At 40.4% G+C, this 25,706-nt stretch carries 23 protein-coding genes; 14 read left to right on the top strand and 9 right to left on the bottom strand.

The window, feature by feature from the left end; translation table 11 throughout:
* Positions 1-381 precede the first annotated feature (381 nt).
* The 8 genes from FGG79_RS17075 to dnaA form a co-directional block, all read right to left on the bottom strand.
* Positions 382-1,470 carry an HD-GYP domain-containing protein gene (locus tag FGG79_RS17075; RefSeq protein WP_138780575.1) on the bottom strand — a complete coding sequence of 363 codons (1,089 nt, stop codon included), beginning with the start codon at positions 1,468-1,470 and terminating at the stop codon, positions 382-384.
* Positions 1,471-1,604: 134 nt separating this feature from the next.
* The gene (gene gyrA / locus FGG79_RS17080) at positions 1,605-4,139 is read right to left on the bottom strand and encodes a DNA gyrase subunit A (RefSeq protein ID WP_138780577.1); all 2,535 of its coding nucleotides are present in this window, start codon (positions 4,137-4,139) and stop codon (positions 1,605-1,607) included.
* Positions 4,140-4,247: 108 nt separating this feature from the next.
* Complete coding sequence (gyrB, locus tag FGG79_RS17085; protein ID WP_138781066.1) at positions 4,248-6,173, bottom strand: DNA topoisomerase (ATP-hydrolyzing) subunit B; 1,926 nt, start codon at positions 6,171-6,173, stop codon at positions 4,248-4,250.
* A gap of 50 nt (positions 6,174-6,223) precedes the next feature.
* Positions 6,224-6,478 (bottom strand): extracellular matrix regulator RemB, encoded by a 255-nt coding sequence (gene remB, locus FGG79_RS17090; protein WP_138780579.1) that lies wholly within the window; start codon positions 6,476-6,478, stop codon positions 6,224-6,226.
* 9 nt (positions 6,479-6,487) lie between these two features.
* On the bottom strand, positions 6,488-7,606 hold the full coding sequence (gene recF / locus FGG79_RS17095) for a DNA replication/repair protein RecF (protein ID WP_138780581.1): 1,119 nt from the start codon (positions 7,604-7,606) through the stop codon (positions 6,488-6,490).
* A gap of 17 nt (positions 7,607-7,623) precedes the next feature.
* Positions 7,624-7,842, bottom strand: a complete 219-nt coding sequence (gene yaaA, locus FGG79_RS17100) for a S4 domain-containing protein YaaA (RefSeq protein ID WP_138781068.1) — start codon at positions 7,840-7,842, stop codon at positions 7,624-7,626.
* Between the two features lie 252 nt (positions 7,843-8,094).
* Entirely contained in the window at positions 8,095-9,231 is a 1,137-nt protein-coding gene (gene dnaN, locus FGG79_RS17105) for a DNA polymerase III subunit beta (RefSeq protein ID WP_138780583.1), read from the bottom strand.
* 205 nt (positions 9,232-9,436) lie between these two features.
* A complete protein-coding gene (gene dnaA, locus FGG79_RS17110; protein ID WP_138780585.1) occupies positions 9,437-10,783 on the bottom strand; it encodes a chromosomal replication initiator protein DnaA in 1,347 nt (448 codons plus the stop codon).
* A 917-nt stretch (positions 10,784-11,700) separates the two neighbouring features.
* Here dnaA and rpmH point away from each other — a divergent pair.
* The 11 genes from rpmH to FGG79_RS17165 all read left to right on the top strand — a co-directional run bounded on the left by rpmH (position 11,701) and on the right by FGG79_RS17165 (position 22,178).
* The gene (rpmH, locus tag FGG79_RS17115) at positions 11,701-11,835 is read left to right on the top strand and encodes a 50S ribosomal protein L34 (protein ID WP_034764748.1); all 135 of its coding nucleotides are present in this window, start codon (positions 11,701-11,703) and stop codon (positions 11,833-11,835) included.
* Positions 11,836-11,993: 158 nt separating this feature from the next.
* On the top strand, positions 11,994-12,368 hold the full coding sequence (gene rnpA / locus FGG79_RS17120) for a ribonuclease P protein component (RefSeq protein WP_138780587.1): 375 nt from the start codon (positions 11,994-11,996) through the stop codon (positions 12,366-12,368).
* Between the two features lie 227 nt (positions 12,369-12,595).
* Positions 12,596-13,384 (top strand): YidC family membrane integrase SpoIIIJ, encoded by a 789-nt coding sequence (gene spoIIIJ, locus FGG79_RS17125; protein WP_138780589.1) that lies wholly within the window; start codon positions 12,596-12,598, stop codon positions 13,382-13,384.
* On the top strand, positions 13,381-13,998 hold the full coding sequence (gene jag, locus FGG79_RS17130; protein ID WP_138780591.1) for an RNA-binding cell elongation regulator Jag/EloR: 618 nt from the start codon (positions 13,381-13,383) through the stop codon (positions 13,996-13,998). Before spoIIIJ ends, jag begins: the two co-directional genes overlap by 4 nt.
* Before the next feature lie 443 nt (positions 13,999-14,441).
* Positions 14,442-15,827: a tRNA uridine-5-carboxymethylaminomethyl(34) synthesis GTPase MnmE gene (mnmE, locus tag FGG79_RS17135; RefSeq protein ID WP_138780593.1), complete on the top strand. Its 1,386-nt coding sequence runs from the start codon at positions 14,442-14,444 to the stop codon at positions 15,825-15,827.
* 57 nt (positions 15,828-15,884) lie between these two features.
* Positions 15,885-17,777 (top strand): tRNA uridine-5-carboxymethylaminomethyl(34) synthesis enzyme MnmG, encoded by a 1,893-nt coding sequence (gene mnmG, locus FGG79_RS17140; RefSeq protein ID WP_138780595.1) that lies wholly within the window; start codon positions 15,885-15,887, stop codon positions 17,775-17,777.
* Positions 17,778-17,798: 21 nt separating this feature from the next.
* Positions 17,799-18,515, top strand: coding sequence for a 16S rRNA (guanine(527)-N(7))-methyltransferase RsmG (gene rsmG, locus FGG79_RS17145; protein WP_138780597.1), 717 nt, complete (start codon positions 17,799-17,801; stop codon positions 18,513-18,515).
* 116 nt (positions 18,516-18,631) lie between these two features.
* Complete coding sequence (noc, locus tag FGG79_RS17150) at positions 18,632-19,501, top strand: nucleoid occlusion protein (RefSeq protein WP_138780599.1); 870 nt, start codon at positions 18,632-18,634, stop codon at positions 19,499-19,501.
* 222 nt (positions 19,502-19,723) lie between these two features.
* Positions 19,724-20,485, top strand: coding sequence for a ParA family protein (locus tag FGG79_RS17155; RefSeq protein ID WP_138780601.1), 762 nt, complete (start codon positions 19,724-19,726; stop codon positions 20,483-20,485).
* Entirely contained in the window at positions 20,478-21,317 is an 840-nt protein-coding gene (locus FGG79_RS17160; RefSeq protein WP_138780603.1) for a ParB/RepB/Spo0J family partition protein, read from the top strand. Before FGG79_RS17155 ends, FGG79_RS17160 begins: the two co-directional genes overlap by 8 nt.
* Before the next feature lie 147 nt (positions 21,318-21,464).
* Positions 21,465-22,178 carry a DUF554 domain-containing protein gene (locus FGG79_RS17165; RefSeq protein WP_138780605.1) on the top strand — a complete coding sequence of 238 codons (714 nt, stop codon included), beginning with the start codon at positions 21,465-21,467 and terminating at the stop codon, positions 22,176-22,178.
* Positions 22,179-22,225: 47 nt separating this feature from the next.
* On the opposite strand, the gene yyaC is transcribed toward FGG79_RS17165, so the two are convergent.
* Positions 22,226-22,846, bottom strand: a complete 621-nt coding sequence (gene yyaC, locus FGG79_RS17170; RefSeq protein ID WP_138780607.1) for a spore protease YyaC — start codon at positions 22,844-22,846, stop codon at positions 22,226-22,228.
* 229 nt (positions 22,847-23,075) lie between these two features.
* On the opposite strand from yyaC, the gene FGG79_RS17175 reads away from it, so the two are divergent.
* The 3 genes from FGG79_RS17175 to ychF all read left to right on the top strand — a co-directional run bounded on the left by FGG79_RS17175 (position 23,076) and on the right by ychF (position 25,589).
* Complete coding sequence (locus tag FGG79_RS17175) at positions 23,076-24,005, top strand: mechanosensitive ion channel family protein (RefSeq protein ID WP_138780609.1); 930 nt, start codon at positions 23,076-23,078, stop codon at positions 24,003-24,005.
* A 12-nt stretch (positions 24,006-24,017) separates the two neighbouring features.
* Entirely contained in the window at positions 24,018-24,215 is a 198-nt protein-coding gene (locus FGG79_RS17180; RefSeq protein WP_138780611.1) for a DUF951 domain-containing protein, read from the top strand.
* A 273-nt stretch (positions 24,216-24,488) separates the two neighbouring features.
* Complete coding sequence (gene ychF, locus FGG79_RS17185; RefSeq protein WP_138780613.1) at positions 24,489-25,589, top strand: redox-regulated ATPase YchF; 1,101 nt, start codon at positions 24,489-24,491, stop codon at positions 25,587-25,589.
* Positions 25,590-25,706: the final 117 nt, after the last annotated feature.

The following is a 25,706-nucleotide window of genomic DNA, read 5'->3' on the forward strand; positions in this document are numbered from 1 at the left end:
CACGCCGCCAGCGTTCGTCCTGAGCCAGGATCAAACTCTCCGATAAAAGTTTGAATAGCTCTTTAAAAATAAATCTAGAATTTACGTTGACGTATTGTCTTGTTTTGTTCAGTTTTCAAGGTTCAATGTGTAAGTGCTTCTCTCGAAGCGACTTATATAATATATCATTTCATTCCGTTAGCGTCAAGGCATTTTTATTATTTTAGAAAAGTTTTTTTCGAAATAATTATGTACTGCCTTTCGGACAACAAATAATAGTATACACACTATTTCACTGCTTTGCAAGGGGTAAATACAAAAAAACAAACCGAAGATTAGTTTCCTAACCTTGGGCTTATTTTCAAAATCTACTATTGTATTACGATTCACTGAAAAGAACCATTACATGAACACTTCAGATATATACATATCTTTATGTTTTGATAAGTCTACTAATTCTTCGGTTTTTTTTATTTTGATAATGGGTTTGGTATGTGCATTCGGTTTGGTATACATGACTTCTCCATACTGACCAGTCGATAGTCTTACGGAAGTACCCGTTCTTAAATCTCCCAATATTTGAAGGATGCCATTTACAACTTTGATATCAAATTTACCGAATAAGTCTTTGCTGATCATATCCAGAACTTTAAAGATGGGCTGCTTGCTTCTATATATTCTCTCTGAAGTCATGGCATGAAAGACATCGGCTATTCCTACAATTTGTGAATAGAGATGAATCCGCTCATTTCTTTCAGATGACGGATAGCCTGTGCCATCAAATCGTTCATGATGCTGGAAGATTGCTAGTTTTGTTTCTGCTTTTAATAACGGGGTATCCTTTACCATTTTATATCCATTTGCTGTATGGAGCTTCACTTCTTTAAATTCACTTTCGGAGAGGGGCTGCTCTTTGTTTAAGATGTGTGGGCTTACCTTGGCCATCCCACAGTCTGCCAGAGCACCGGCTAAAGCCAACTGATTCACTTGCCCTCTGCTCAACCCTACCCTCTTTCCTATTAGAGCACTAATGATACTTACCGCTACGGCATGATGATAGAGATAATCCTTTTTTGTTGAATAGTGGTGGAGGGAATAAATATAAGAATGATTCTGTTCAACGGTCTGAATAACAGGAAGTATTAACTCTCTCACTCTTGCTACATTAACAGTCGTTCCTGATTGCCAGTTCATAAATTCTTTTTTGAATTCACTAATAGTCTTTAAGTAAAGATCAATGAAGCTACTTGACTCATGTTGATTTGTTTCTTCTTGATCATTAGTGTTATCAGAAGAGAGTGGTGATCTGAATGGACTCCCATCCACTTTTGTCTTCTCTATGATGATCTCGGTTATATGAAATGCTTGAAGAATTTCCAAGTGACCCTCTTCTAGCACCGTATTCTTAGGAATAATCGGGCTTGCCGCCATTCCCATGATGTCCTCAGCTACGATGCATCCTACTTGTATTTCTGAACGATGTACCTTCAACAACTAACACCTCTCATCTCACCTTTTCCTTTCGTTTATTTTACCAAATTTTTCTGTAAATAGTTAATCTTTTCAAAAAAATAAGCTATTTCCAGAATGAATGATTCATTGCTGAAAATAGCTTACTTCTTTAGTTATTCTTCTGTATCGTCATTTACATCTTCAGAAGTTGATTGGTCTTCACCTGCAGGTTGCTCAATTCCATCAGCAGACTCCACCGGTTCTTCCGTTTCTTCGTCATCTTCTTTTTCAACTTTGGCAACGGTTGAAACAAATTCGCTTTCTTGAAGGCGGATCAGTTTCACTCCTTGAGTATTACGGCCCGTTGTCGAAATATCATTTACATCCATACGGATCAAGACTCCATGTGCTGTGATGATCATCAAATCTTCATCACCTGTAACAGCTTTAACAGAGACAAGCTCTCCATTACGCTCGGTTACATTACATGTTTTCAGTCCTTTACCGCCACGTGTTTGAATTCGATACTCACTGGCAGGAGTACGTTTACCATATCCATTTACTGTGACAACCAGCACATCGCTCTTCTCTTCAAGGATTTCCATACCAACAACGATGTCATCGTCGCTAAGGTTAATTCCTTTTACTCCAGTAGCAGTTCTACCCATTGAACGGACATCTGTTTCCTGGAAGCGAATGAGCATTCCATTTTTCGTTCCGATGATCATATCTTTTTCTCCATCGGTGAGTTTAACAGAAATAAGCTCGTCGTTCTCTCGAAGATTGATGGCGATCAGGCCGTTCGTGCGGATATTGGCGAAATCTGAAACCGGTGTACGTTTAGAAATTCCTTGCTTTGTTGTGAAGAACAAGTACCAATCGTCCACAAATTCTTCTACGCGAATCATGGCGTTGATCCATTCATCTTTCTCTACACCTAACAAATTGATGATTGGAAGTCCTTTAGCAGTACGACTGAACTCAGGAATTTCATATCCTTTCGCACGGTAGGCTTTTCCTTTGTTTGTAAAGAATAGAATCGTATCATGAGTGGATGTTGTCAGTAAGTTTTCAACAAAGTCTTCATTATTGGTACCCATTCCCTGAATCCCTCTTCCTCCACGCTTTTGACTGCGATAGGTAGAGACAGGGAGACGCTTGATATATCCATTATGAGTAAGGGATACGACAATGTTTTCTCTCGGTATTAAGTCCTCATCTTCAATGTTCTCAATTCCACCCGCTACAATTTCTGATCTTCTTTCATCATTGAAGCGCTCTTTGATTTCAATCAGCTCTTCACGGATGATTTCAAGAACTTTTTCGTCATCTGCAAGGATCGCTTTCAATTCTGCAATCTGTTTCATTAGTTCTTGATACTCGTCCTCAATCTTTTCCCGCTCTAGGCCGGTTAAACGTTGAAGACGCATATCTAAGATCGCTTGTGCTTGTTTGTCAGATAGGGAGAAGTTCTCCATTAGACCTTGTTTCGCAAGTTCTGTAGTTTGAGATCCACGAATAAGCGTAATGATTGCATCAATGTTATCTAAAGCGATTCGCAAACCTTCTAATATATGAGCTCTTGCTTCTGCTTTACGTAATTCAAATTCTGTTCTGCGACGAATGACCACTCGTTGATGCTGCAGGTAGTGGTATAAACATTCTTTTAAGTTCAATACCTTTGGTTGGCCATTCACAAGTGCCAGAAGATTGATCCCAAAGCTTGTTTGAAGAGCTGTTTGTTTATACAAATTATTGAGTAAGACGTTTGCATTTGCATCTTTTCTTACTTCAATGACGATACGCATACCATTACGGTCCGATTCGTCTCGTAAATCAGTAATGCCATCGATCTTCTTGTCCCGGACAAGATCCGCGATTTTCTCGATGAGTCTCGCTTTATTTACTTGATAAGGGATTTGATGAACGATAATCGTTTCTTTTCCGTTGCTTCTTTCTTCAATTTCCACACGGGCACGCATAGTAATCGAGCCTTTTCCTGTTTCATAGGCCCGACGGATTCCGCTTCTTCCTACAATTAAACCTGCAGTAGGGAAGTCAGGTCCGTAGATGAATTCCATCAGCTCTTGAATCGTAATATCAGGATCTTTACTTAACGCAAGAATTCCATCAATGACCTCTCCAAGATTATGTGGTGGAATGTTTGTTGCCATCCCTACCGCAATCCCTGAAGAACCATTTACTAACAGGTTAGGGAAACGGGCAGGTAATACTTCCGGCTCTCTCTCAGTACCGTCATAGTTATCTTTATAATCAATCGTATCTTTATTAATATCACGAATGAGCTCCATCGAGATCTTGGACATACGTGCTTCTGTATAACGCATCGCAGCAGCTGCGTCTCCATCCACAGAACCGAAGTTCCCGTGGCCGTCAACAAGCATATAGCGATAGTTGAAATTCTGAGCCATACGAACCATCGTGTCATAAACAGCTGAGTCACCATGAGGGTGATACTTACCGATTACTTCGCCGACGATACGGGCGGATTTCTTGTATGCTTTGTCCGCTGTCATACCTAAGTCATTCATCGCATATAAAATTCGACGATGGACAGGTTTCAGGCCATCACGGGCATCTGGTAATGCACGGGAAACGATAACACTCATCGCATAATCCAGGAAAGATGAGCGCATTTCACTACTTATATTAATCTCTTTAACATTCGATCTTGGTGTTTCTGCCATAGTAAAAGGGACCTCCTTTTAAAGAAAGATTTATACCTTTCTCATTCTTTACCTTGTCCGCTATGTAAAAGACAGGATAGCACATGGTCTATCCTGTACTATTTAATATTAAATATCTAAGTTCTTAACATACGCTGCGTTTTCTTCAATGAAGTTACGTCTTGGCTCTACTTTGTCACCCATCAGGATATCAAAGGTTTCGTCAGCCTCGATTGCATCTTGAAGGCTTACTTGCAGTAATGTTCTTGTTTCTGGATCCATTGTCGTTTCCCAAAGCTGTTCCGGATTCATTTCACCAAGACCTTTGTAGCGCTGGATTCCAGGTTTAGGGGTTGGGGAAATCTCCCCAAGAATACGATCCAGTTCTTTATCATTATAAGCATACTCGATTTTCTTCCCTTGTTGTACCTTATACAACGGTGGTTGAGCGATGTAAATATAGCCTGCTTCAATGATATTTCTCATATAGCGATAGAAGAACGTTAATAATAGCGTACGAATATGAGCGCCATCGACGTCGGCATCGGTCATGATCACGATTTTATGATATCTTGCTTTAGCTAGATTGAAGTCTTCTCCGATTCCTGTCCCTAGAGCTGTAATAATGGCACGTACCTCATTATTTGAGAGAATCTTATCCAGGCGGGCCTTTTCTACGTTGATGATTTTACCACGCAGAGGAAGAATGGCTTGGAAGTGACGATCACGGCCTTGTTTAGCAGATCCGCCGGCTGAGTCCCCCTCAACTACATAGATCTCACTAATGCTTGGGTCTTTAGAAGAACAGTCTGCTAATTTCCCGGGTAAGCTTGAGATCTCCAAAGCACTCTTACGGCGGGTAAGCTCCCTAGCTTTTTTCGCAGCGAGTCGGGCACGTGCAGCCATCAATCCTTTTTCCACTACTTTTCGAGCGACAACCGGATTTTCAAGCAAGAACGTTTCCAGATGTTCTGAGAAAAGCGAATCTGTAATTGTTCTGGCTTCCGAATTCCCGAGTTTCGTTTTCGTTTGACCCTCGAATTGGGGATCAGGATGTTTAATCGAAATGATCGCTGTCAATCCTTCACGGACATCTTCTCCGGAAAGATTCGCATCGCTTTCTTTAAACACGTGATTCTTTCGGGCATAGTCGTTAATGACTCTGGTTAATGCAGTTTTAAATCCGGACTCATGGGTTCCACCTTCATGAGTATGGATGTTATTAGCGAAGGAATAAAGATTGCTTGCGAAACCATCGTTATATTGGATGGCGATTTCAATCGTAATCTCATCTTTTTCGCCTTCAATGTAGATTGGTTCCTCATGGATAACTTCTTTCGAACGATTAAGATGCTCAACGTAGGACTTAATTCCACCTTCATAATGGTAGTCTCTTCGTTTTCCTTCTCCGCGCTTATCTTCAATGCTGATCTGGATCCCTCTGTTTAAGAAAGCCAGTTCACGGATACGGTTTGCTAGTATGTCATATTCGTATTCCGTTGTTTCAGTAAAGATTTCAGTATCTGGAGTGAAATGGATGATAGTTCCCGTTTTATCTGTCTCTCCAATCACCTTAAGGTCGAAGCTTGGAACACCTTTTTCGAATTTTTGATAATAGATGTTGCCATCACGATGTACATGTACTTCAAGTTCTGTGGAAAGCGCATTTACAACCGATGCCCCTACTCCGTGAAGGCCTCCGGATACTTTATATCCACCGCCTCCGAATTTACCACCTGCATGAAGTACCGTCATGATGACCTCTACGGCTGGACGTCCCATTTTTTCATGAATACCAACTGGGATACCACGTCCATTATCTTTGACAGTGATACTGTTATCCTCTTCAATGATGACTTCAATTTCATTACAGTGACCGGCTAATGCTTCATCGATACTGTTATCAACGATTTCCCATACCAAGTGATGCAAGCCTCTTCCGCTTGTGGACCCAATATACATACCTGGTCTTTTCCGAACGGCCTCTAATCCTTCTAAAACCTGAATCTGATTTTCATCATAGGACTGACCTTCTTGCGCTTGTTTTTGTTCCATAGCCATACTGATTCACCTACACTTTCTAACCTTCAGGGCTTTTTTTATTTCTATAATAAATTCTCATAGTTTGAGTATTTCTTTGATCGCTTCTTTAACGTACTTGATGCCAATGGTGAAAGATACAACTCATTTGACGTGATTACAAGTGATTTATATGAACCCTTTGCAAGATTACAAAGGTTTTTATCCTTCGTCTTTAAAAAATGTTGAATTTCCTCTGAAAATTGAACGGTGTCTCGATCAATAATTGCGATGATTTCATCTGTACGTACCATGACATCTTCTCCAACATGTATGTACAAGGTAACACCTCATTTCAATCTTTTCATTGATCCGGCTTCCACTTCGAACGTAGTCGCCTCGTTTAAGGTTTGATGGTCAATACCATCCACGTTGGTTGTGGTAACAAAGGTTTGTACTTTCCCCTGAATGGTATTAAGTAAGTGGGACTGACGATAATCATCTAGTTCAGACAAGACATCATCAAGAAGTAAGATGGGATATTCTTTAATTTCAGAATGAATCAGCTCGATTTCAGCAAGCTTCACAGAAAGGGCTGTTGTCCGTTGCTGCCCCTGCGATCCAAAAGTTTGAACATCTCGTCCATTCACAATAAATTGAAGATCGTCCCGATGTGGTCCAATCAGGGTCACACCTCGGTCAATTTCCCGTTCACGGATACCATCGAATTTCTGCTCATATATATCTACCATTTTTGACCATTCTTGATTATCTGATACATCCAGAGACGGTTTATATATGATTTCCAAGGTTTCAAGGTTCCTTGATATCCCTGAGTGGATCGGCTTCGCCCAACTTTCTAACAGCTGAATAAATTCAAATCGTTTCTTGGTGATCTTCACCGCCATCTCGATAAACTGTTCCGTCAAGACATCAAGCATCGTCTGGTCTTTTTGTTTTCTTGTCTGCAGTTGTTTTAAATAATGGTTCCGTTGCTGTAATATTTTTTGATAAATGCTGATATCATGTAAATAAACAGGTGATACCTGACCGATTTCCATATCAATAAAACGACGCCTTACTTGAGGGCTCCCTTTAACTAAATGGAGATCCTCAGGCGCAAACATGACGACATTCATATTGCCAACATATTGGCTCAATTTGGACTGTTCAAGGTGATTACTCTTCGCTTTTTTCCCTTTTTTAGAAAGGATAAGCTCCAAAGGTAATGAACCATTATATTTCTGAATCCTACCTTTTATTTTAGCATATTCCTCGTCCCAACGGATTAAATCTTTATCATTCGAAGTCCGGTGAGACTTAGCCATGGCCAATACATAGATAGACTCCATAATATTCGTCTTTCCCTGAGCATTCTCACCCAAAATGACGTTCACCTTATTTTCGAACGTTACGTCGATCGATTCGTAATTTCGATAGTTCCTCAACTCTAACTGTTCAATGTACATGGAAATAACACCCTTTATTATTCTCCAGCAACCACAAATACTCCTACTTCCGGAATCTCGATTGTGTCACCATTCCTAAGTTTTCTACCTCTTCTTTGGTCTTGTTCACCGTTTATGTACACTTCGTATTCACTTAAGAACCATTTCGCCATGCCTCCGGATTGAATCACTTCAGCAAGCTTCAGAAATTGTCCTAATGTGATAATTTCTGTCTCTATGGTGATCTCTTTCGCCACTTCAATCACTACTTTCCGTATAAAGTCTCTAATATCTTATTTTACTCTAAATGGAGTCAAGTCACAACTAACGAAAAATGGGCATGAACGTAGCGCAACATTTATCCCCTTGTGTGTAGGGATTTTCCAACATCAATGATCGAATATTTACTATAACTATTGTTGTTTGTATATAGCGAATGCTTGTTGATTCAATCACAAACAACAAAAAAGCCAACACCTGATCGTCTAAGGCGTTGGCTTTTTTATTGATTAATATGTTCGAACTGGCAGGATCAATTGAAGAATCGAGTCATCGTGAAGCGGCTTCAATACGAACGGTCTCATTGCTCCGGTGAAGTTCACATAGATTTCGGTTCCTTCAATCGCTTTTAGCGCATCCATCATATACTTCGCGCTGAAGGAGATTTTTAACTCTTCCCCTTCGATCGATTGACTTTGTACCTGCTCGATAACTTTTCCGATCTCAGGTGTGTTAGATGAAATTTCAATAACACCCTTCTCGAGAGTGGAAAGTTTGACGACGTTGTTTCGTCCTTCCCTTGCAAGCAGTGAAGCACGATCGATTGCCTGTAAGAATTCTTTCGTGTTCAGGGTCAGTTCTGTTTTGGTATCTGAAGGAATCAATCGACTTGTATCAGGATAGTTCCCTTCTAACAATCGTGAGAAGAACAATAAATGCTTCGCCTTGAACAGGACCTGATTCTCTGTAATGACGATTTCAACAGGCTCATCAGTATCATCAAGGATTTTATTCAATTCGTTTAAGCTTTTTCCCGGAATGACAATATTGTATGAGGCATCGTGATTCGTTTCAATCGGTGCTTTTCTCATTGCCAATCTGTGACTGTCTGTTGCAATACAGCTTAACTCCCCATTATCAATCTGACAGTTTACACCTGTCAAGATGGGGCGTGTTTCTGAGGTGGACACTGCGAATACGGTTTGTCTGATCATCGTCTTAAGAAGATCGGTTGACACTTTAATCCCGTTTCCTTCTTCAATTTGAGGAAGGTGAGGATATTCTTCAGGGTCCAGACCATTTAAATTAAATTCAGCTTGTCCGGAGCGAATAACAGTTTGGAAATGATTTTGAACTTCGATTTCGACGGTATCTTTAGGCAATTTCTTAACGATTTCACTAAAGAACTTGGCTTGAAGAACAATTCCTCCTGTATCCATGATCTCCACAATTTCTGAACCTTCTTCTTCATTCGGAATGAAGGATTCAATAGAAATATCAGAATCACTACCTGTCAAGGTAACGCCTTCTTCTGTTGCAATGATTTTGATTCCTGTGAGAATGGGAATCGTCGTTCTTGAGGTTACGGCTTTCATGACATCCTGGACGCTTTGAACTAGATGGTCCCTTTGAATAACAAATTTCATGATTTATTCCTCCAATTTGCACATAATTTTATGGACTGAATCATATACTAATATTTATTTAAAAAATAGTAATAGAAGTAGTAGGGCCTGTTGATATGTGGATAAGTGAGTTAATCGAACGTAAACACAGCCTATCCACATGTGGACAGACTGTGTATTAGTTTAGCGCAGTTATTCACATTATCCAGTTTGACTGTGTGTAAAATCAGTTCTTCAAAGACTCACGGATTTCCTTCAATTGTTGCTGAAGAAGTGAATCTGCCCCGAGTAATGTACTGATCTTTTCATGGGCATGAATAACTGTAGTATGATCACGGCCGCCAAATTCTTCACCGATCTTCGGAAGGGATGAGTCCGTCATTTCTCTTGATAGATACATGGCGATCTGCCTTGGGAATGCAATAGACTTTGTCCGTTTTTTCGCTTTAAAGTCTTCGAGTTTCACGTTAAAGTGCTCCCCAACGACACGCTGAATTTCCTGGATGGTGATCACCCTTGGCTTCGAGCTTGGAATGATATCCTTTAATGCTTCTGCTGCTAAATCAGCGTTAATATCTTTATTTATAAGTGAAGAGTACGCCACGACTCGAATCAAGGCGCCTTCTAATTCACGAATATTTGAATCGATTTGATTCGCTATATATAACATGGCTTCATTTGGGATATCCAATCCTTCAGCCTTTGCTTTCTTTCGAAGGATCGCAATCCTCGTCTCTAAATCTGGAGGCGTGATATCGGTAATAAGGCCCCATTCAAAACGAGAGCGAAGTCTGTCTTCAAGTGTCGGAATTTCTTTCGGTGGCCGATCACTGGAAATGACAATCTGCTTGCTTTCTTCGTGTAAGGTATTAAAAGTATGGAAAAATTCCTCTTGCGTTTGTTCTTTCCCAGCTAAAAATTGAATGTCATCAATTAATAAAACATCAACACTTCGATATTTATTGCGGAAATCTACAGCTTTATTGTCCCTGATAGAGTTAATGAATTCATTTGTGAATTTTTCAGATGAAAGATAAACCACTTTGGCAGCGGGATTATGCTCCAGAACATAATGACCGATAGCATGCATTAAGTGAGTCTTTCCCAATCCGACTCCACCATAAATAAATAAGGGATTATAGGCTTTAGCGGGCGCTTCCGCCACTGCTAACGAAGCAGCATGGGCGAACCTGTTTCCCGAACCGATAACAAATGTGTCGAATGTATATTTAGCGTTCAGCATATTTTGATTGATATCCTGCTGATCGTCGTCTTTCATCGATTTCTTAGGTGGTATTTGAATATCAAACTCTTCTGGCTCTTGATTTTGGGGAATGATAAATTTCACGACTAATTCTTCGCCCGTGATATCATACAAAACCCCTGAGATTAGCTGAGAATAACGACCTTCTAACCAATCTCTTGCAAATTCATTTGGAGCAGTAATCACAAGGGTATCCCCTTGTATGGAATGGGCCTTAGTGGATTTCAACCAAGTATCAAAGCTTGGCTTACTTATCTTTTTTTCGATATTTTCTAAGGCTTTGCTCCAAAGATCCCCGATATTCTCCAATCCTGATCCCTCCTTTTCTTAGTTTGTATAACCTCTGTACAACGAATACGTTCTATAATTTCCGTTAACTCTCGCGTTTTTATAAAAATACAAAGCAGTGAATGTGGAAAATATATATAATAAGGAAGGAAAATGGTTTTTCGACAATATCCACCACTTGTGGACAACGTTCTACAACCCCTCTTAATAAGTTACCCACATGATATCCACAAATTGTGGATAACCATATCTGTGAATAAAGTTATTAAGAGTGAAAACACAATAATCATATCAAAATATCCTTAGGGGTGCAATGCTTTTTAAATTTTATCCACAACCTCTGCCGCCTGTGGAATGATTTTGTCCACAAGCTATGAACTTGTGAAAAAGTTGTCAATATGTGTTGTGGATAATCCAAAACCGTGTCGAATACTATCCACAGGCAGGTTGAATAGAAAACTTGAAGAGGATTTGTAGAAGGAGATTTGGTGAAAGAAAGTTGTTTATCTGGCGAGGGACTTTTCATCATGAAGAAGAGATAGCAGTGGTTGATTATAACGGGAGGTCCTTACTTTTATAAAATAAAAATCATTGCTGTCCCCTCACCATCTATCGCATTCACTCATTGACAGAGCATCGGCAGTTTCTATTTTAGAAAACAACAATCTTTTCCTTGATCATTCATACAGTTTGGTAGAAGATTTGCGAGAGTCTGCTGGAAAACTCCTTATTTAATGCCCTTCGAATCAAGCACAATGCTTATAGAAAATGGCCAGACTCTGACAAATTACTGCGAAAATCTTTTTTTAAAATCAATAGGAAAGAGAAAGAGTCAAAAGAAAAATAATATGAGTGTTGACTTTTTATGGGTACCGTCTTTATAATAGTGAGGAATGTCTTTACCTTTTATAAAGATATCCTTCAGGGAGGTGTCATAGATGAAAAGAACGTTTCAACCAAATAATCGTAAAAGAAAAAAGAATCACGGTTTCCGTGCACGTATGAGCTCTAAAAACGGACGTAATGTTTTAGCTCGTCGTCGTAGCAAAGGAAGAAAAGTACTATCTGCCTAGACCACTGAACTGACTCAGTGGTCTTTTTTTTCCTTTAAAGCAAGGAAGAGGACGGCTCGTTCTACTGTTTTTAAGAGGAAGAGAAGTATCATTTCCTATGAATGAGCCAATAATGTCCGATGATACATTAAGACAAAAATGAAAATCAGGTGTGGTCTATGAAGAAAGATCAAAGAGTGAAAAAGAATAAAGAGTTCCAGGAAATATTTAAAAAAGGAACGTCCTTTGCAAACCGTCAATTCGTCCTGTATCTATTAAAGAAGGAAGAACCCCAACCATTTCGCATTGGGATCTCTGTCAGTAAGAAAATCGGAAACGCTGTTTGCCGAAATCAAATCAAGCGTTATGTAAGGCAGGCTTTCTTAGAATTACAAGAAGAGGTACACGATCAGTACGATTATCTTATCATCGCCAGAAAACCGGCGGCCGAAATGAATTTCCATGAAGTGAAAGGGAGCCTCACCCATGTATTAAAAAGAGGAAAAGTATTGAAAAGGTCTTCTTATGGTAAATATGATAGGAAGAAGTCATAACATTTTATGAGAATGACAGGTTTCGTCATCACAAGCCTCGGAAAAGATGATACAATACGAGAGATTGTACTTTTTAAGTGCGGGAAACTCGTTTACATTGGCTTTTTTCTGCTTGATTGTTGCTTTTCCACCTGTTCTCACAAGCATGGATACTGAATGGACAGCAATGATTATGAAAAGAGACTTTACATTTTACGTGAAACATATTAGTTGGGAGGAAAATAAGGGTGAAAAAGAGAATGATAGCCCTGATGGGAATCATTGGGCTAATGGCTATTCTATCAGGTTGTACAGATTATAATAAGCCGATTACATCTGATAGTAGTGGAATATGGAATGAATATATTGTCTATCCTTTATCACAATTAATTACAATGGTTGCAGAATTCATGGGTGGATCTTATGGATTGTCGATCGTGATTGTTACATTGCTTATTCGTACAGCAATTCTGCCATTGATGATTAAGCAAACGAAAAATTCAAAAGCCATGCAGGCATTACAACCTGAAATGAAAAAAATGCGTGAAAAATATAGCTCGAAAGATGCTCAAACACAGCAAAAGCTTCAACAAGAAACGATGGCTTTATTCCAAAGTCACGGGGTAAATCCATTAGCGGGTTGTTTCCCATTAATCGTTCAAATGCCGATCTTGATTGGTTTCTACCATGCAATCGTCAGAACGCAGGAAATTAAAGCTCATAACTTCTTATGGTTCGATCTCGGGCAACCGGATCCGTTCTATATCTTACCTTTAGTAGCAGGTTTAACAACGTTTATCCAACAAAAATTAATGATGGCTGGTACAGCGAATCAAAATCCGCAAATGGCGATGATGCTTTATATCATGCCGGTCATGATCATCATATTTGCGATTAACTTCCCTGCAGCTCTATCCCTTTATTGGGTAGTCGGTAATCTATTTATGATTGCTCAGACATACTTCGTTAAAGGACCAGAGATCAAAGAAGCGCAAGCAGTTAAAGCTGGTGGGAATTCGGGAGGAAAGAAAAAGTGAGAGAAGTAGAAGCGACTGGTCAAACGGTGGATGAAGCCATTGAATCAGCCTTGTCTCAACTGAATATCACCAAAGAAGAAGCAGAAATTGACGTCATTGATCAAGGTAAAAAAAGATTTTTGGGTTTGTTTGGTGGAAAACCGGCAATCGTTCACGTGAAAAAAGCGATTGACCCGGTATATGAAGCGAAAGATTTTCTTTTATCTGTTGCTCATGAAATGGGAGTGGAAGCGACCATTGATGTGAAAAGAGATGGTAGAGATGTTGAGTTCAACATTTCCGGTGAAAAAATGGCTCTCTTAATTGGAAAAAGGGGCCAAACGTTGAATGCTCTTCAACATTTGGCCCAACTGATTGCAAATAGGGTGTCCGGTCAGTTCATTACCATTTTGTTAGATGCAGAGAACTATCGTGAAAGACGCAAGCAAACGTTATCAACTCTTGCTGATCGTTTAGCGGAGAAGGCATCACGTACGAATCGTCCAGTTTCCTTGGAACCGATGCCATCCTATGAACGAAAAGTGATTCATTCGGCGTTAGTCAATTCGAAAAGTGTCGATACGCATTCAGAAGGTAGAGAACCAAATCGTTATATTGTCATAGCGCCAAAATAATGGAAGACGATTCCTTTCCGGGGGATCGTTTTTTTATTTGGTTCGGCGGTTGCAATGAATGACGCAAGATTTGTAAGATTTTGTATAATAGAATATTTATCTGATATTTGGCAACATAAGCATATGAATTTGTTTAAAGGCAGATGTCCATACAGATCAAAACAGTCCCCCGATTCAGTGCTCTCGTTATTAAAACCACTTTCGTCAAATGCCCTCTTGTGGATTCTTATTTTCACCGCGGTTTATTGTTATTCACATGTGGATAAGTTAAAATAGTAATGATGAAGTGTTATCTGTGTGGATAACATTATTTGGTGACGAATAGAAGGTTTCCTTTCTTTAGTATTAAATAGGATTATGATATTCTAATAATTTGGGGAAACTTTGCTTTCTACTATACGTTTAATATAAATAGATATCAGCTAGTAAGAGAGGTGAATAACATGGAGTTTGATACAATAGCTGCCATTTCCACTCCAATGGGAGAAGGAGCGATTGCGATCGTCCGATTAAGCGGGGATGAAGCCTTTGATATTGGTGATAAGGTCTTTAAAGGAATGAAGGGAATCTCGATGAAGGAATTTGCATCCCATACCATTCATTATGGGAATATCATCGATCCAGACACCGATCAAGTGGTGGAAGAGGTCATGGTTTCTGTGATGAGGGGACCTAAGACGTTTACCCGTGAAGACATCATTGAGATTAACTGTCACGGTGGTCTCGTTTCAGTGAATAAAGTATTGCAGCTTGCATTGAAAAATGGAGCCAGACTTGCAGAACCAGGTGAATTCACGAAACGGGCTTTCCTGAACGGACGAATTGACCTTTCCCAGGCAGAAGCGGTGATGGATTTGATTCGGGCGAAAACGGATCGTGCCATGAATGTGGCCCTAAATCAAATGGAAGGCCGGCTTTCCAATTTGATTCGCAAGCTTCGACAGGAAATCCTTGAAACGCTTGCTCATGTAGAAGTGAATATCGATTATCCAGAGTATGATGATGTGGAAGAAATGACGCATAACGTACTGCTGGAAAAATCCAAGCGTGTCCGGGATGAAATTGACCATTTGGTTCGAACGTCAGAGCAGGGGAAAATTTTGCGGGAAGGTCTTTCAACGGTTATCATCGGCCGGCCAAACGTAGGGAAATCCTCTCTCTTAAATAGCCTTGTTCATGAAAATAAAGCGATCGTAACTGATATTCCCGGTACGACTCGTGATGTGATTGAGGAATATGTCAACGTAAGAGGCGTACCGTTACGTCTGGTTGATACGGCGGGGATTCGTGAAACGGAAGATATCGTAGAACGGATCGGTGTCGAACGCTCGAGACAAGTACTGAAAGAAGCGGATTTAATTTTACTCGTACTCAATAATGCGGATGAATTAACGCATGAGGATGAGCAATTGTTCGAAGCGGTGAAAGGGATGGATGTCATTGTCATCGTGAACAAAACGGACTTGCCTCAGAAGATTGATATAGATAAGGTAAGAAAGCTTGCAAAACATCATCAGCTTGTAACAACCGCTCTATTGGAGGACCAAGGGATCGACGAACTAGAAGAATCGATTTCATCTTTATTCTTCGCGGGGTCCATTGAGTCTGGTGATATGACGTATGTATCCAATAGTCGTCATATCGCTTTACTCAATCAAGCATCACTTGCGATCAATGAAGCGATCGATAGCGTAGAAATGGGAACACCGATTGATATCGCACAGATCGATTTGACCAGAACTTGGGAGCTATTAGGTGAGATCATCGGTGATAGTGTTCATGAAAGTCTGATTGATCAACTGTTTTCTCAATTCTGCTTAGGAAAATAAATACTATTATAAGTTGGAACCTAATCTTTAGGGTCTACAAGGAGGAAAATTCAAACCATGCAATATGACGCAGGGCAATATGATGTCATTGTCATTGGTGCTGGCCATGCAGGTGTGGAAGCGGGACTTGCTTCGGCACGAATGGGAGCTAAAACGTTAATGGTCACCATTAATTTAGATATGGTAGCCTTTATGCCATGTAATCCATCTGTCGGTGGACCGGCAAAAGGGATCGTTGTAAGAGAGATTGACGCCCTTGGTGGAGAAATGGGTCGTAATATAGATAAAACGCATATTCAAATGAGAATGTTGAATACAGGGAAAGGCCCTGCTGTACGTGCATTGCGCGCGCAGGCGGATAAATTCCTTTATCAGCATGAAATGAAGCGCACGATTGAAAATGAACCAAACATGACCTTGCTTCAAGGAATGGTAGAGGAACTGATCGTCGAGGATGATGAATGTAAAGGTGTCGTCACGATGACAGGAGCTGCGTATCGTGCGAAAACAGTGGTTATTACAACGGGTACTTTCCTTCGTGGTGAAATCATTTTAGGAGACCTGAAATATTCAAGCGGTCCCAATAACCAACAGCCATCCATCAGATTATCTGATCATTTACATGAACTGGGCTTTGATACGGTACGATTTAAAACAGGGACGCCACCTCGTGTAAATAGTTCGACCATTGATTATTCGAAAACAGAAATTCAACCGGGTGATGATGTTCCGCGTGCATTCAGTTATGAAACGACCCAATATATCACGGATCAACTTCCATGCTGGCTGACGTATACGAATGAACTGACTCATCAATTAATTGATGACAATCTTCATCGGTCACCGATGTATTCTGGCATGATCAAAGGAACGGGACCTCGTTATTGTCCTTCTATCGAGGATAAGGTCGTCCGCTTCCACGACAAACCTCGACATCAAATCTTCTTGGAGCCGGAAGGCAGAAATACTCAAGAAGTGTATGTGCAAGGGTTATCAACGAGTCTGCCTGAAGATGTGCAGCAAAAAATCCTTCAAACCATCCCGGGACTTGAAGAAGTACAGATGATGCGCGCCGGTTATGCCATTGAGTATGATTCCATCGTTCCGACGCAATTATGGCCTACCCTTGAAACGAAAAAAATTAAAAACTTGTATACAGCTGGACAAATCAACGGAACATCTGGTTATGAAGAAGCAGCAGGACAAGGGTTAATGGCAGGGATTAACGCTGCGTGCCGTTCGTTAGATAAAGATGAGGTTATCTTAAGCCGATCTGATGCATATATCGGTGTTCTGATTGATGACCTTGTGACGAAAGGGACGAACGAACCATATCGTCTTCTGACTTCTCGTGCTGAATACCGCCTGTTGTTGCGTCATGACAATGCAGACCTTAGATTAACGGATACAGGTCATAAGATCGGACTCATTTCCGATGAGAGATTCGAGCGGTTTACGGCCAAGAAAGAAGCAATTTTCACCGAGAAGAAGCGTCTTGAAGGAACCCGTATTAAGCCTACGGAAGAAACACAAGCCGTCATCCGCGAGGCGGGTGGAAGTGAGTTGAAAGACGGTATTTTAGCTGCAGATCTTCTGAAGCGTCCCGAGATGAATTATAGTCATATTAAATCACTTGTCCCGAGTGAGACAGAACTTGATCCCGACGTAGAGGAGCAGGTTGAAATCCAAGTGAAATATGAAGGCTATATTGAAAAGTCTCTTCAGCAGGTCGATAAAATGAAGAAGATGGAAAATAAGCGAATTCCTGAAAACATTGATTATAGCGCGATCAGCGGTATAGCATCTGAAGCAAGACAGAAATTAATCGAGGTCCAACCTCTTTCTATTGCACAGGCTTCTCGAATTGCAGGAGTGAATCCTGCAGACATCTCTATTTTACTTGTCTATATCGAGCAAGGGAAAATTGCAAAAGTATCAAGTGATCATTAGAGGTAAAGGAAGGATAATTTCATGAATATAAACGAGTTCCAATCCATGCTTGAGGAGAAGGGGATTTCCCTTTCTTCCGGGCAATTAGATCAGTTTGAACGCTATTATGAATTGCTGGTTGAATGGAATGAAAAAATGAACCTGACGGCCATTACTGACAAGGAAGATGTATATTTAAAGCATTTTTATGATTCGATCAGTGCAGCCTTCTATGTTGATTTTACGCAAGTTCAATCCCTATGTGATGTCGGGGCAGGAGCAGGTTTTCCGAGTATCCCTCTTAAAATATGCTTCCCGCACTTACATATCTCAATCGTAGATTCTTTAAACAAACGCATTACGTTCCTAAATCATTTATCCGATGAGTTAGGCCTCCAACACACGAATTTCTATCATGATCGTGCCGAGACGTTTGGAAAAAATAAGGCACATCGTGAAAAATATGATATGGTTACAGCAAGAGCTGTTGCAAGAATGTCTGTATTATGTGAATTATGCCTGCCCCTGGTTAAAAAGGGTGGATACTTTGTAGCTATGAAGGCGTCGAATGTAAATGAAGAGCTGACAAACGCGAAAAAGGCCATCGGAATGCTGGGTGGACAAACAGATAAGATGTATTCTTTCATTCTTCCTGAAGAAGAAAGCGAACGGAATATCGTGAAAATCAATAAAGTGAAAGAAACGCCTAACAAGTATCCCAGAAAACCTGGGACACCCAATAAATTACCATTAGAATAGTATGAAGAGCCCTCCTGCCTTTTTAGGCTTCCATCAACGGTTCGATCAGCAGGCAGGAACTTGTCATATTTTAGAGAATATTAATAAAGGGAGTTTCTTAAAGGTGGTGTAGGAAGATGAAGCATCCTTTCTCTCGTTTTTTTGGCCTAGGTGAAAAGGAGCAAGATGTTGAATCTGAAGAGTCAAATGTAAATGTAGTGGAAGAAGATCGAGATGAAGTGAGAAAGATTCCGGTTTCACAAATCATTCCTAATCGATTTCAACCAAGAACTGTGTTTAATGATGAAAAGATAGAAGAGTTATCGAGAACGATTCATACTCATGGTATTATTCAACCAATCGTGGTTAGACAATACGATGATGATCAGTTTGAAATCATTGCAGGAGAACGCCGTTACAGAGCTGTTCAAAAGCTTGGCTGGGAAACCGTTCCGGCAATTGTAAAGAATCTCAATGATACAGAGACAGCTTCTGTCGCATTAATTGAGAACTTACAAAGAGAAGAACTCTCTCCTATAGAAGAAGCAATCGCATATGGAAAACTGTTAGAATTACATGATCTAACTCAAGAAGCCCTTGCTCAACGCTTAGGAAAAGGACAATCGACTGTGGCGAACAAGCTTCGTCTCCTAAAGCTTCCAGAAGAAATTCAATCAGCCTTATTAGATAAACTGATAACAGAACGTCACGCCAGGGCTTTGATTCCACTGAAGAATTCGGAGAAACAGATTCAGCTTCTTCAAGAAATCATTGAAAAGAGCTTAAATGTCAAACAAACCGAAGACCGGGTTGTGAAAATGCAAGAAGGAACAACTCAGAAGCCAAAGCCTAAACGTAAAGCTTTCAGCAAGGATATGAGAATTGCAGTGAATACCATTCGACAATCCTTGTCCATGGTCTCAGATAGTGGAATCAATCTGGACTCTGAAGAAGAAGAGCACGAGGAATTCTATCAATTCACCATTCGTATCCCTAAAAAAAAATAGATTCGTAGACTAAAAGTGAGAAACAGATTGGAATGGTTTCTCACTTTTTTTGCTATGATCGTACCGTTCCTTGAGGGATGAATCATGGGTAATTTCCTATTTATGGAGATACCTCTCTTTTTTGAAAAATTGACAGACAAATTTTCTGGAATTTTGATAGAATAGAAGAATACTGTAAAAAAATATAGTCAATTATAGGAAGTCAAAAGGTAGGTGACAACCTTGGGCAGAATAGTAGCCGTAACAAACCAAAAAGGCGGAGTGGGAAAGACCACGACATCCGTGAATTTGGGGGCTTGTTTAGCTTATATAGGGGAAAAAGTTTTACTTGTAGATATCGATCCTCAAGGAAACGCAACGAGTGGTGTAGGTGTGGAAAAAGGTGATGTCCAACAGTGCATATACGATGTATTAGTGGATGATGTAGATGTAAGAGAAACGATTAAACAATCGAAAGTAGAGAACCTGTCGGTTATACCTGCGACCATATCATTGGCCGGTGCAGAAATTGAATTGGTCCCGACCATATCCCGGGAAGTGCGTCTGAAGAAAGCGTTGGAAAAGGTAAAAGATGAATTTGATTATATTATTATTGATTGTCCGCCTTCATTAGGACTACTGACCATCAATGCGTTAACAGCTTCGGATGCTGTCGTGATTCCTGTCCAGTGCGAATATTATGCTCTTGAAGGATTAAGTCAACTACTTAGCACAGTCCGTTTAGTGCAGAAACATCTGAATCATGATCTGATGATCGATGGTGTGTTGTTGACGATGCTTGATGCCAGAACCAATCTCGGAATCCAAGTCATTGAAGAGGTTAAAAAATATTTTCAAGATAAAGTGTATCGCACGATTATTCCACGTAACGTTCGTTTAAGTGAAGCGCCCAGTCATGGTGAACCGATTATAATCTATGATGCTAAATCCAGGGGAGCGGAAGTTTATTTAGAACTAGCAAAGGAAGTGGTGGCGAATGGCTAAGGGGTTAGGAAAGGGCCTTAATGCTCTCTTTACCAATATCCAAACACCTCAAAATGAAGAGTCGGTTCAAGAAGTTAGCTTGAAAGAGATACGACCGAATCCATATCAGCCACGTAAAATTTTCGAGCCACAAGCGATTGAAGAGTTAAAAGAATCGATTCTAGAACATGGAATCCTTCAACCAATCATTGTTCGTAAATCGATAAAAGGGTATGAGATTGTTGTAGGGGAACGACGTTTTCGTGCAGCAAAAGCGGCCAAATTAGAAGCGGTTCCCGTCGTGGTTCGGGAATTGAATGAGCAACAAATGATGGAACTTGCTGTTTTAGAAAACCTTCAACGGGAAGATCTTACACCGATTGAAGAAGGTGCTGCTTATCAAATGCTGATGGATAAGCTAAAGCTTACTCAAGAGGAGTTAGCGAAGAGATTAGGAAAGAGCAGACCTCATATCGCCAACCATATTCGTTTACTTTCCCTTCCTGCACCCGTTCAGGAGCTGATTTCGGAAGGTAAGCTATCGATGGGACATGGACGTGCACTCCTTGGATTGAAAAACAAAAAGAATCTGTCACAAGTCGTAAATCGTATTCTGAAAGAGTCGTTAAACGTCCGCCAACTTGAAAAAATCATTCAAGAACTGAATGAAAATGTTCCACGTGAAACAAAAAAGACACAGCGGAAAGATGTCTTTATTCAGGAACAGGAATCCCTTCTGCGCGACCGCTTTGGGACAACGGTCACCATTAAGCAATCAAAGAAAAAAGGGAAAATCGAGCTGGAATTTTTCTCGAAGGAAGACTTAGACCGCATTTTAGAGTTGCTTCAGTAAGTCGAGAAAGAAGACTCGTTTTCAAAAGGACTGATTTTAAAGGGATGAGAAGTCTATGCCCTTTCAGAGTCAGTCCTCTTCCTTTTTTTATTATGAAGATCGTGAACAAATAATAGACAATATCAAAAGAAAGATAAGGGGAACGTCATGGTACTTTTCGGAACGCTAGTTAATGGAGTATGTATTATTATTGGAACACTCATAGGCAAGCTTCTTCACCGTATCCCTGAAGATATGAAGGGAACCGTCATGAAGGCGATTGGTTTAGCGGTTATTGTTCTTGGTCTACAGATGGGGTTCAAAAGTGAAAACTTCCTCATTGTTATCATTAGCTTGGCCCTTGGCGCTGCTTGGGGAGAGTGGATGAATCTTGAGGACAAGTTGAACTCATTGGGGGCTTGGCTTGAAAAGAAGCTAGGCAGTAAAAAAGAAACGTCCATTTCCCAAGGGTTTGTAACGGCTACTCTTATTTTTGTGATTGGAGCGATGGCCGTTATTGGTGCGTTGGATAGTGGTATCAGGGGAGATCATGATGTTTTATTGACCAAATCTATCATTGATGGATTCACCTCTCTGATTCTAACGACAACCTTAGGCATCGGCGTTATTTTCTCAGCCATACCTGTTGTCCTTTACCAGGGATTCATTGCATTATTTGCTACCCAGATTCATCAATGGGTTCCAAAGGAGCTGATGGACGCCTACATAGTGGAGATGACTTCAACCGGCGGGATCATGATTTTTGCGATTGGACTCAACCTCCTAGGTGTAACGAAAATAAGAGTCGCTAATTTACTCCCAGGCATCATCGTGGTGGGAATGGTTGTCGGAATCATACACGCATACAAGATTTACATATGAAAAATGGCAATAAAGAAGGGAGATGACACTAGCGTCATCTCCCTTCTTTATTGCTGTAATTCTTCTCGCCATTTTTCGATACTAACGGCATTTCGATGTTCGACCGAATCGCCGGCAAGTATTATGGCTTCAGCAATCGTCTTAGCCATTTTCATTACAAGGTTTAAACGAGTATTTTGCAAAACAAAGAATTCCATAAACCCACTGACATTTACGATTCCTGTCAGATGAATCTCACCAACCTCAGGTAACTCTTTATTTACTCCGGCACCTGGCTTTAGCGGACCATGGCATAACTGTATGGCCCCAACGCTTTTCAATCGTCCGAGACAGGCATCCACACCGATGATAAATGGATTAATATGTTTAGACGCTATTTGACTGAGCTTTTCCTCAAGATTGACAGCGTGAATCGGTTCATCCAACGTCCCGTATACGTGAAAGGGTTTAATGTCTCGTTCCTCTAGTAAGCTCCCAACCAAAGGACCTAATGAATCTCCTGTGGAGCGGTCTGTACCAATACATACAAACACAATGGGTCTTGTACGATAGTAAGTCGGAAGCATCGACGACAATTGAAAGGAAAGATCCTGTGCCGCTCGCTCTTCCTGGTAAAGGATTCTATAGGGTTCAGGTCTCCGTTCGAATAGTCCTTTTTTTAGATTCATTGCTTCCACTCCTTTTGAAGGATGATCGGGACTGACCGAGCTGTCTCCGCTTTTCTTATTATTCAGTATACGGACGCTTTCTTTTTTTCATACATAATATGGCTGGTTTTTTCATAAAATAAAAATTTTCTAAAACTTATTCTAATATGAGGTTATATCTACACAAGTAGAGGGAAAGTTGATAAAATAAGGAATACTTCTTGTTGAATGATAAGTGGAGGTTCGGTAAATGAGTGCAAAAGATACCAAAGCTAAGGTAGATGAAACTATTGATAAAGCTACAGAGAAATTAATAGATAATGAAATGTGGATTTCCCTTGGTTCAGGGGCGATAAAAATTGTGGCGATTATGGTCATTACCTATATTGCTTTAAGGCTGGGAAGGTCCGCGATTCGTAATGTATTCAAAGTTCGATCCCGTTCACCTTTAAAGTTTACGGAGCGCAGGGAAACCACATTATCCAAACTATTAGAGAATGTCTTGACATATGTGATCTATTTCATCAGTTTAATGACGATTTTGTCGACTCTTGATATTGATGTGAAGGGACTCATCGCAGGTGCAGGAATTGTTGGTCTTGCCGTCGGGTTTGGGGCTCAGAATCTGGTTCGGGATATTATCACCGGTTTCTTCATTATTTTTGAGGATCAATTTTCAGTAGGTGACTATGTTCGAATCGGTTCAGCTGAAGGAACGGTTGAAGAAATTGGTCTACGCACTACAAAGATTAAAAGTTGGACCGGAGAACTGCATATCTTCCCGAATGGTAATATTACCGAGGTAACCAATTACTCAGTACACAATAGTATTGCTGTCGTTGATGTCAGCATTGCATACGAAGAGAATATAGAAGAAGCAGAGAAAGTGATGCAGGAGCTGCTCCTTGCACTGCCACAGAAATACGAGGATCTCGTGAATCCACCTGAGCTGTTGGGAGTTCAAACGCTTGGAGCTTCAGATGTGGTTGTCCGGATCATAGCTGAAACGGTTCCGATGAGACATTGGTATATCGCACGGATGCTACGTAAAGAGGTTAAACTATGCTTGGATGAACATGGTATTGAGATTCCATTCCCTCGTATGGTGATGTATTCACGTAAGGATGAAGACGAAATCCACCACCGTGAGGAAAAGCAAAGAAGACTTGATAGCGAATGAGGAGGAAAAGATTTGGAACCAAAGACATTCACTCTTAACGACATAGTAGAAATGAAAAAGCCTCATCCATGTGGTACAAATCGGTGGAAAGTAATCCGCATGGGAATGGACATTCGCATTAAGTGTGTAGGGTGCGGTCACAGTGTCATGATCCCAAGAAAAGACTTTGCGAAAAAAATGAAAAAAGTCATTAGCAGTGGTGAAGAATAATAAGTACTCTTTTTTTACCCATAATTCTTTCGACCTAATCCAGCTTATGTTCATTTTATCGGAATAAAGAGCATCCAGTCGTTTTCATTCGAGTGGATGTTCTTTTTTTTCATTATAGAGCTTGCATATACTCTTATCCTTGAAGGAAGACAGAAGCTTCACTTGTCTTTTCTATCTATTATCTCTATAATTGTGAAAGGTTCGACCGTTTACTTATTTTTCGATCTTATAGAATTTTTTAATAGATAAGAATATAGATGAGGAGTGACCAAAATGGCTTTAACAGCTGGTATTGTTGGATTACCTAACGTAGGAAAATCCACTCTATTTAACGCAATTACAAAAGCAGGTGCAGAATCTGCTAACTATCCTTTCTGTACAATCGATCCGAACGTAGGAATCGTAGAGGTTCCTGACCACCGGTTAGATAAATTAACAGAGCTTGTAGAACCGAAGAAGACAGTTCCAACGGCATTTGAATTCACAGACATTGCAGGAATTGTAAAAGGGGCGAGTAAAGGAGAAGGATTAGGAAATAAATTCTTATCTCACATTCGTCAAGTGGATGCAATCTGTCAGGTGGTACGTTGTTTCGCAGACGATAATATCACACATGTTTCTGGTAAAGTTGATCCGATTGCAGATATTGAAGTCATCAACCTGGAATTGATCTTAGCCGACCTTGAGACAGTGGATAAGCGTCTTGCAAGAGTTCAGAAAATGGCTAAGCAAAAAGACAAAGAAGCAGTAATGGAGCACGATATCCTTGTGAAAATCAAGGAAGCATTAGAAGCAGAACAGCCAGCCCGTACAGTTGAGTTCGCAGATGAGCAAATGAAGCTTGTGAAACAACTTCACCTTCTGACTTCCAAGCCGGTATTATATGTGGCTAACGTTAGTGAAGATGAAATTGCGGATCCTTCTGACAACGAATATGTTCAGAAAGTACGGGAATTTGCAAAAGGCGATAATGCTGAAGTCATTGTTGTCTGTGCCAAGATCGAATCGGAAATCGCTGAGCTTGATGATGAAGAAAAAGCGATGTTCCTTCAAGAACTTGGAATTGAAGAGTCCGGTTTGGATCAGCTGATTCGTGCAACGTATTCTCTATTAGGACTTGCCACTTATTTCACAGCGGGTGTTCAAGAGGTTCGTGCCTGGACGTTCCGTGAAGGCATGAAAGCTCCTCAATGTGCCGGTGTCATCCATACTGACTTCGAAAGAGGATTTATCCGTGCCGAAACGGTTTCCTATGAAGATCTGGTAGCTGCCGAAACAATGGGTGCTGCACGTGAAGCAGGTAAAGTTCGTTTAGAAGGTAAAGAATATCTAGTTAAAGACGGAGATGTCATTCACTTCCGCTTTAATGTATAAGTTTTGAGAAAAAGACTAGAGTTTCGATTCTAGTCTTTTTTTTACGTCATATTGCAATAATAGATATCTTATGCTATAATTTTATTTCGTGAGTAATGAACGCATTGCTCCTTGTCC

This window comes from Bacillus sp. BHET2 (assembly GCF_005938125.1).
Classification (GTDB): domain Bacteria; phylum Bacillota; class Bacilli; order Bacillales; family Bacillaceae_B; genus Rossellomorea.

Excerpts from the sequence above, each read along its gene's own strand:
- rnpA (WP_138780587.1), top strand. The coding sequence starts at position 11,994 with ATGAAGAAAGATCAAAGAGTGAAAAAGAATAAAGAGTTCCAGGAAATA.
- ychF (WP_138780613.1), top strand. The coding sequence starts at position 24,489 with ATGGCTTTAACAGCTGGTATTGTTGGATTACCTAACGTAGGAAAATCC.
- FGG79_RS17160 (WP_138780603.1), top strand. The coding sequence starts at position 20,478 with ATGGCTAAGGGGTTAGGAAAGGGCCTTAATGCTCTCTTTACCAATATC.
- gyrB (WP_138781066.1), bottom strand. The coding sequence starts at position 6,173 with ATGGAACAAAAACAAGCGCAAGAAGGTCAGTCCTATGATGAAAATCAG.
- yyaC (WP_138780607.1), bottom strand. The coding sequence starts at position 22,846 with ATGAATCTAAAAAAAGGACTATTCGAACGGAGACCTGAACCCTATAGA.
- recF (WP_138780581.1), bottom strand. The coding sequence starts at position 7,606 with ATGTACATTGAACAGTTAGAGTTGAGGAACTATCGAAATTACGAATCG.
- dnaN (WP_138780583.1), bottom strand. The coding sequence starts at position 9,231 with ATGAAATTTGTTATTCAAAGGGACCATCTAGTTCAAAGCGTCCAGGAT.
- rpmH (WP_034764748.1), top strand. The coding sequence starts at position 11,701 with ATGAAAAGAACGTTTCAACCAAATAATCGTAAAAGAAAAAAGAATCAC.
- noc (WP_138780599.1), top strand. The coding sequence starts at position 18,632 with ATGAAGCATCCTTTCTCTCGTTTTTTTGGCCTAGGTGAAAAGGAGCAA.
- gyrA (WP_138780577.1), bottom strand. The coding sequence starts at position 4,139 with ATGGCAGAAACACCAAGATCGAATGTTAAAGAGATTAATATAAGTAGT.
- FGG79_RS17175 (WP_138780609.1), top strand. The coding sequence starts at position 23,076 with ATGAGTGCAAAAGATACCAAAGCTAAGGTAGATGAAACTATTGATAAA.
- FGG79_RS17165 (WP_138780605.1), top strand. The coding sequence starts at position 21,465 with ATGGTACTTTTCGGAACGCTAGTTAATGGAGTATGTATTATTATTGGA.
- mnmE (WP_138780593.1), top strand. The coding sequence starts at position 14,442 with ATGGAGTTTGATACAATAGCTGCCATTTCCACTCCAATGGGAGAAGGA.
- mnmG (WP_138780595.1), top strand. The coding sequence starts at position 15,885 with ATGCAATATGACGCAGGGCAATATGATGTCATTGTCATTGGTGCTGGC.
- rsmG (WP_138780597.1), top strand. The coding sequence starts at position 17,799 with ATGAATATAAACGAGTTCCAATCCATGCTTGAGGAGAAGGGGATTTCC.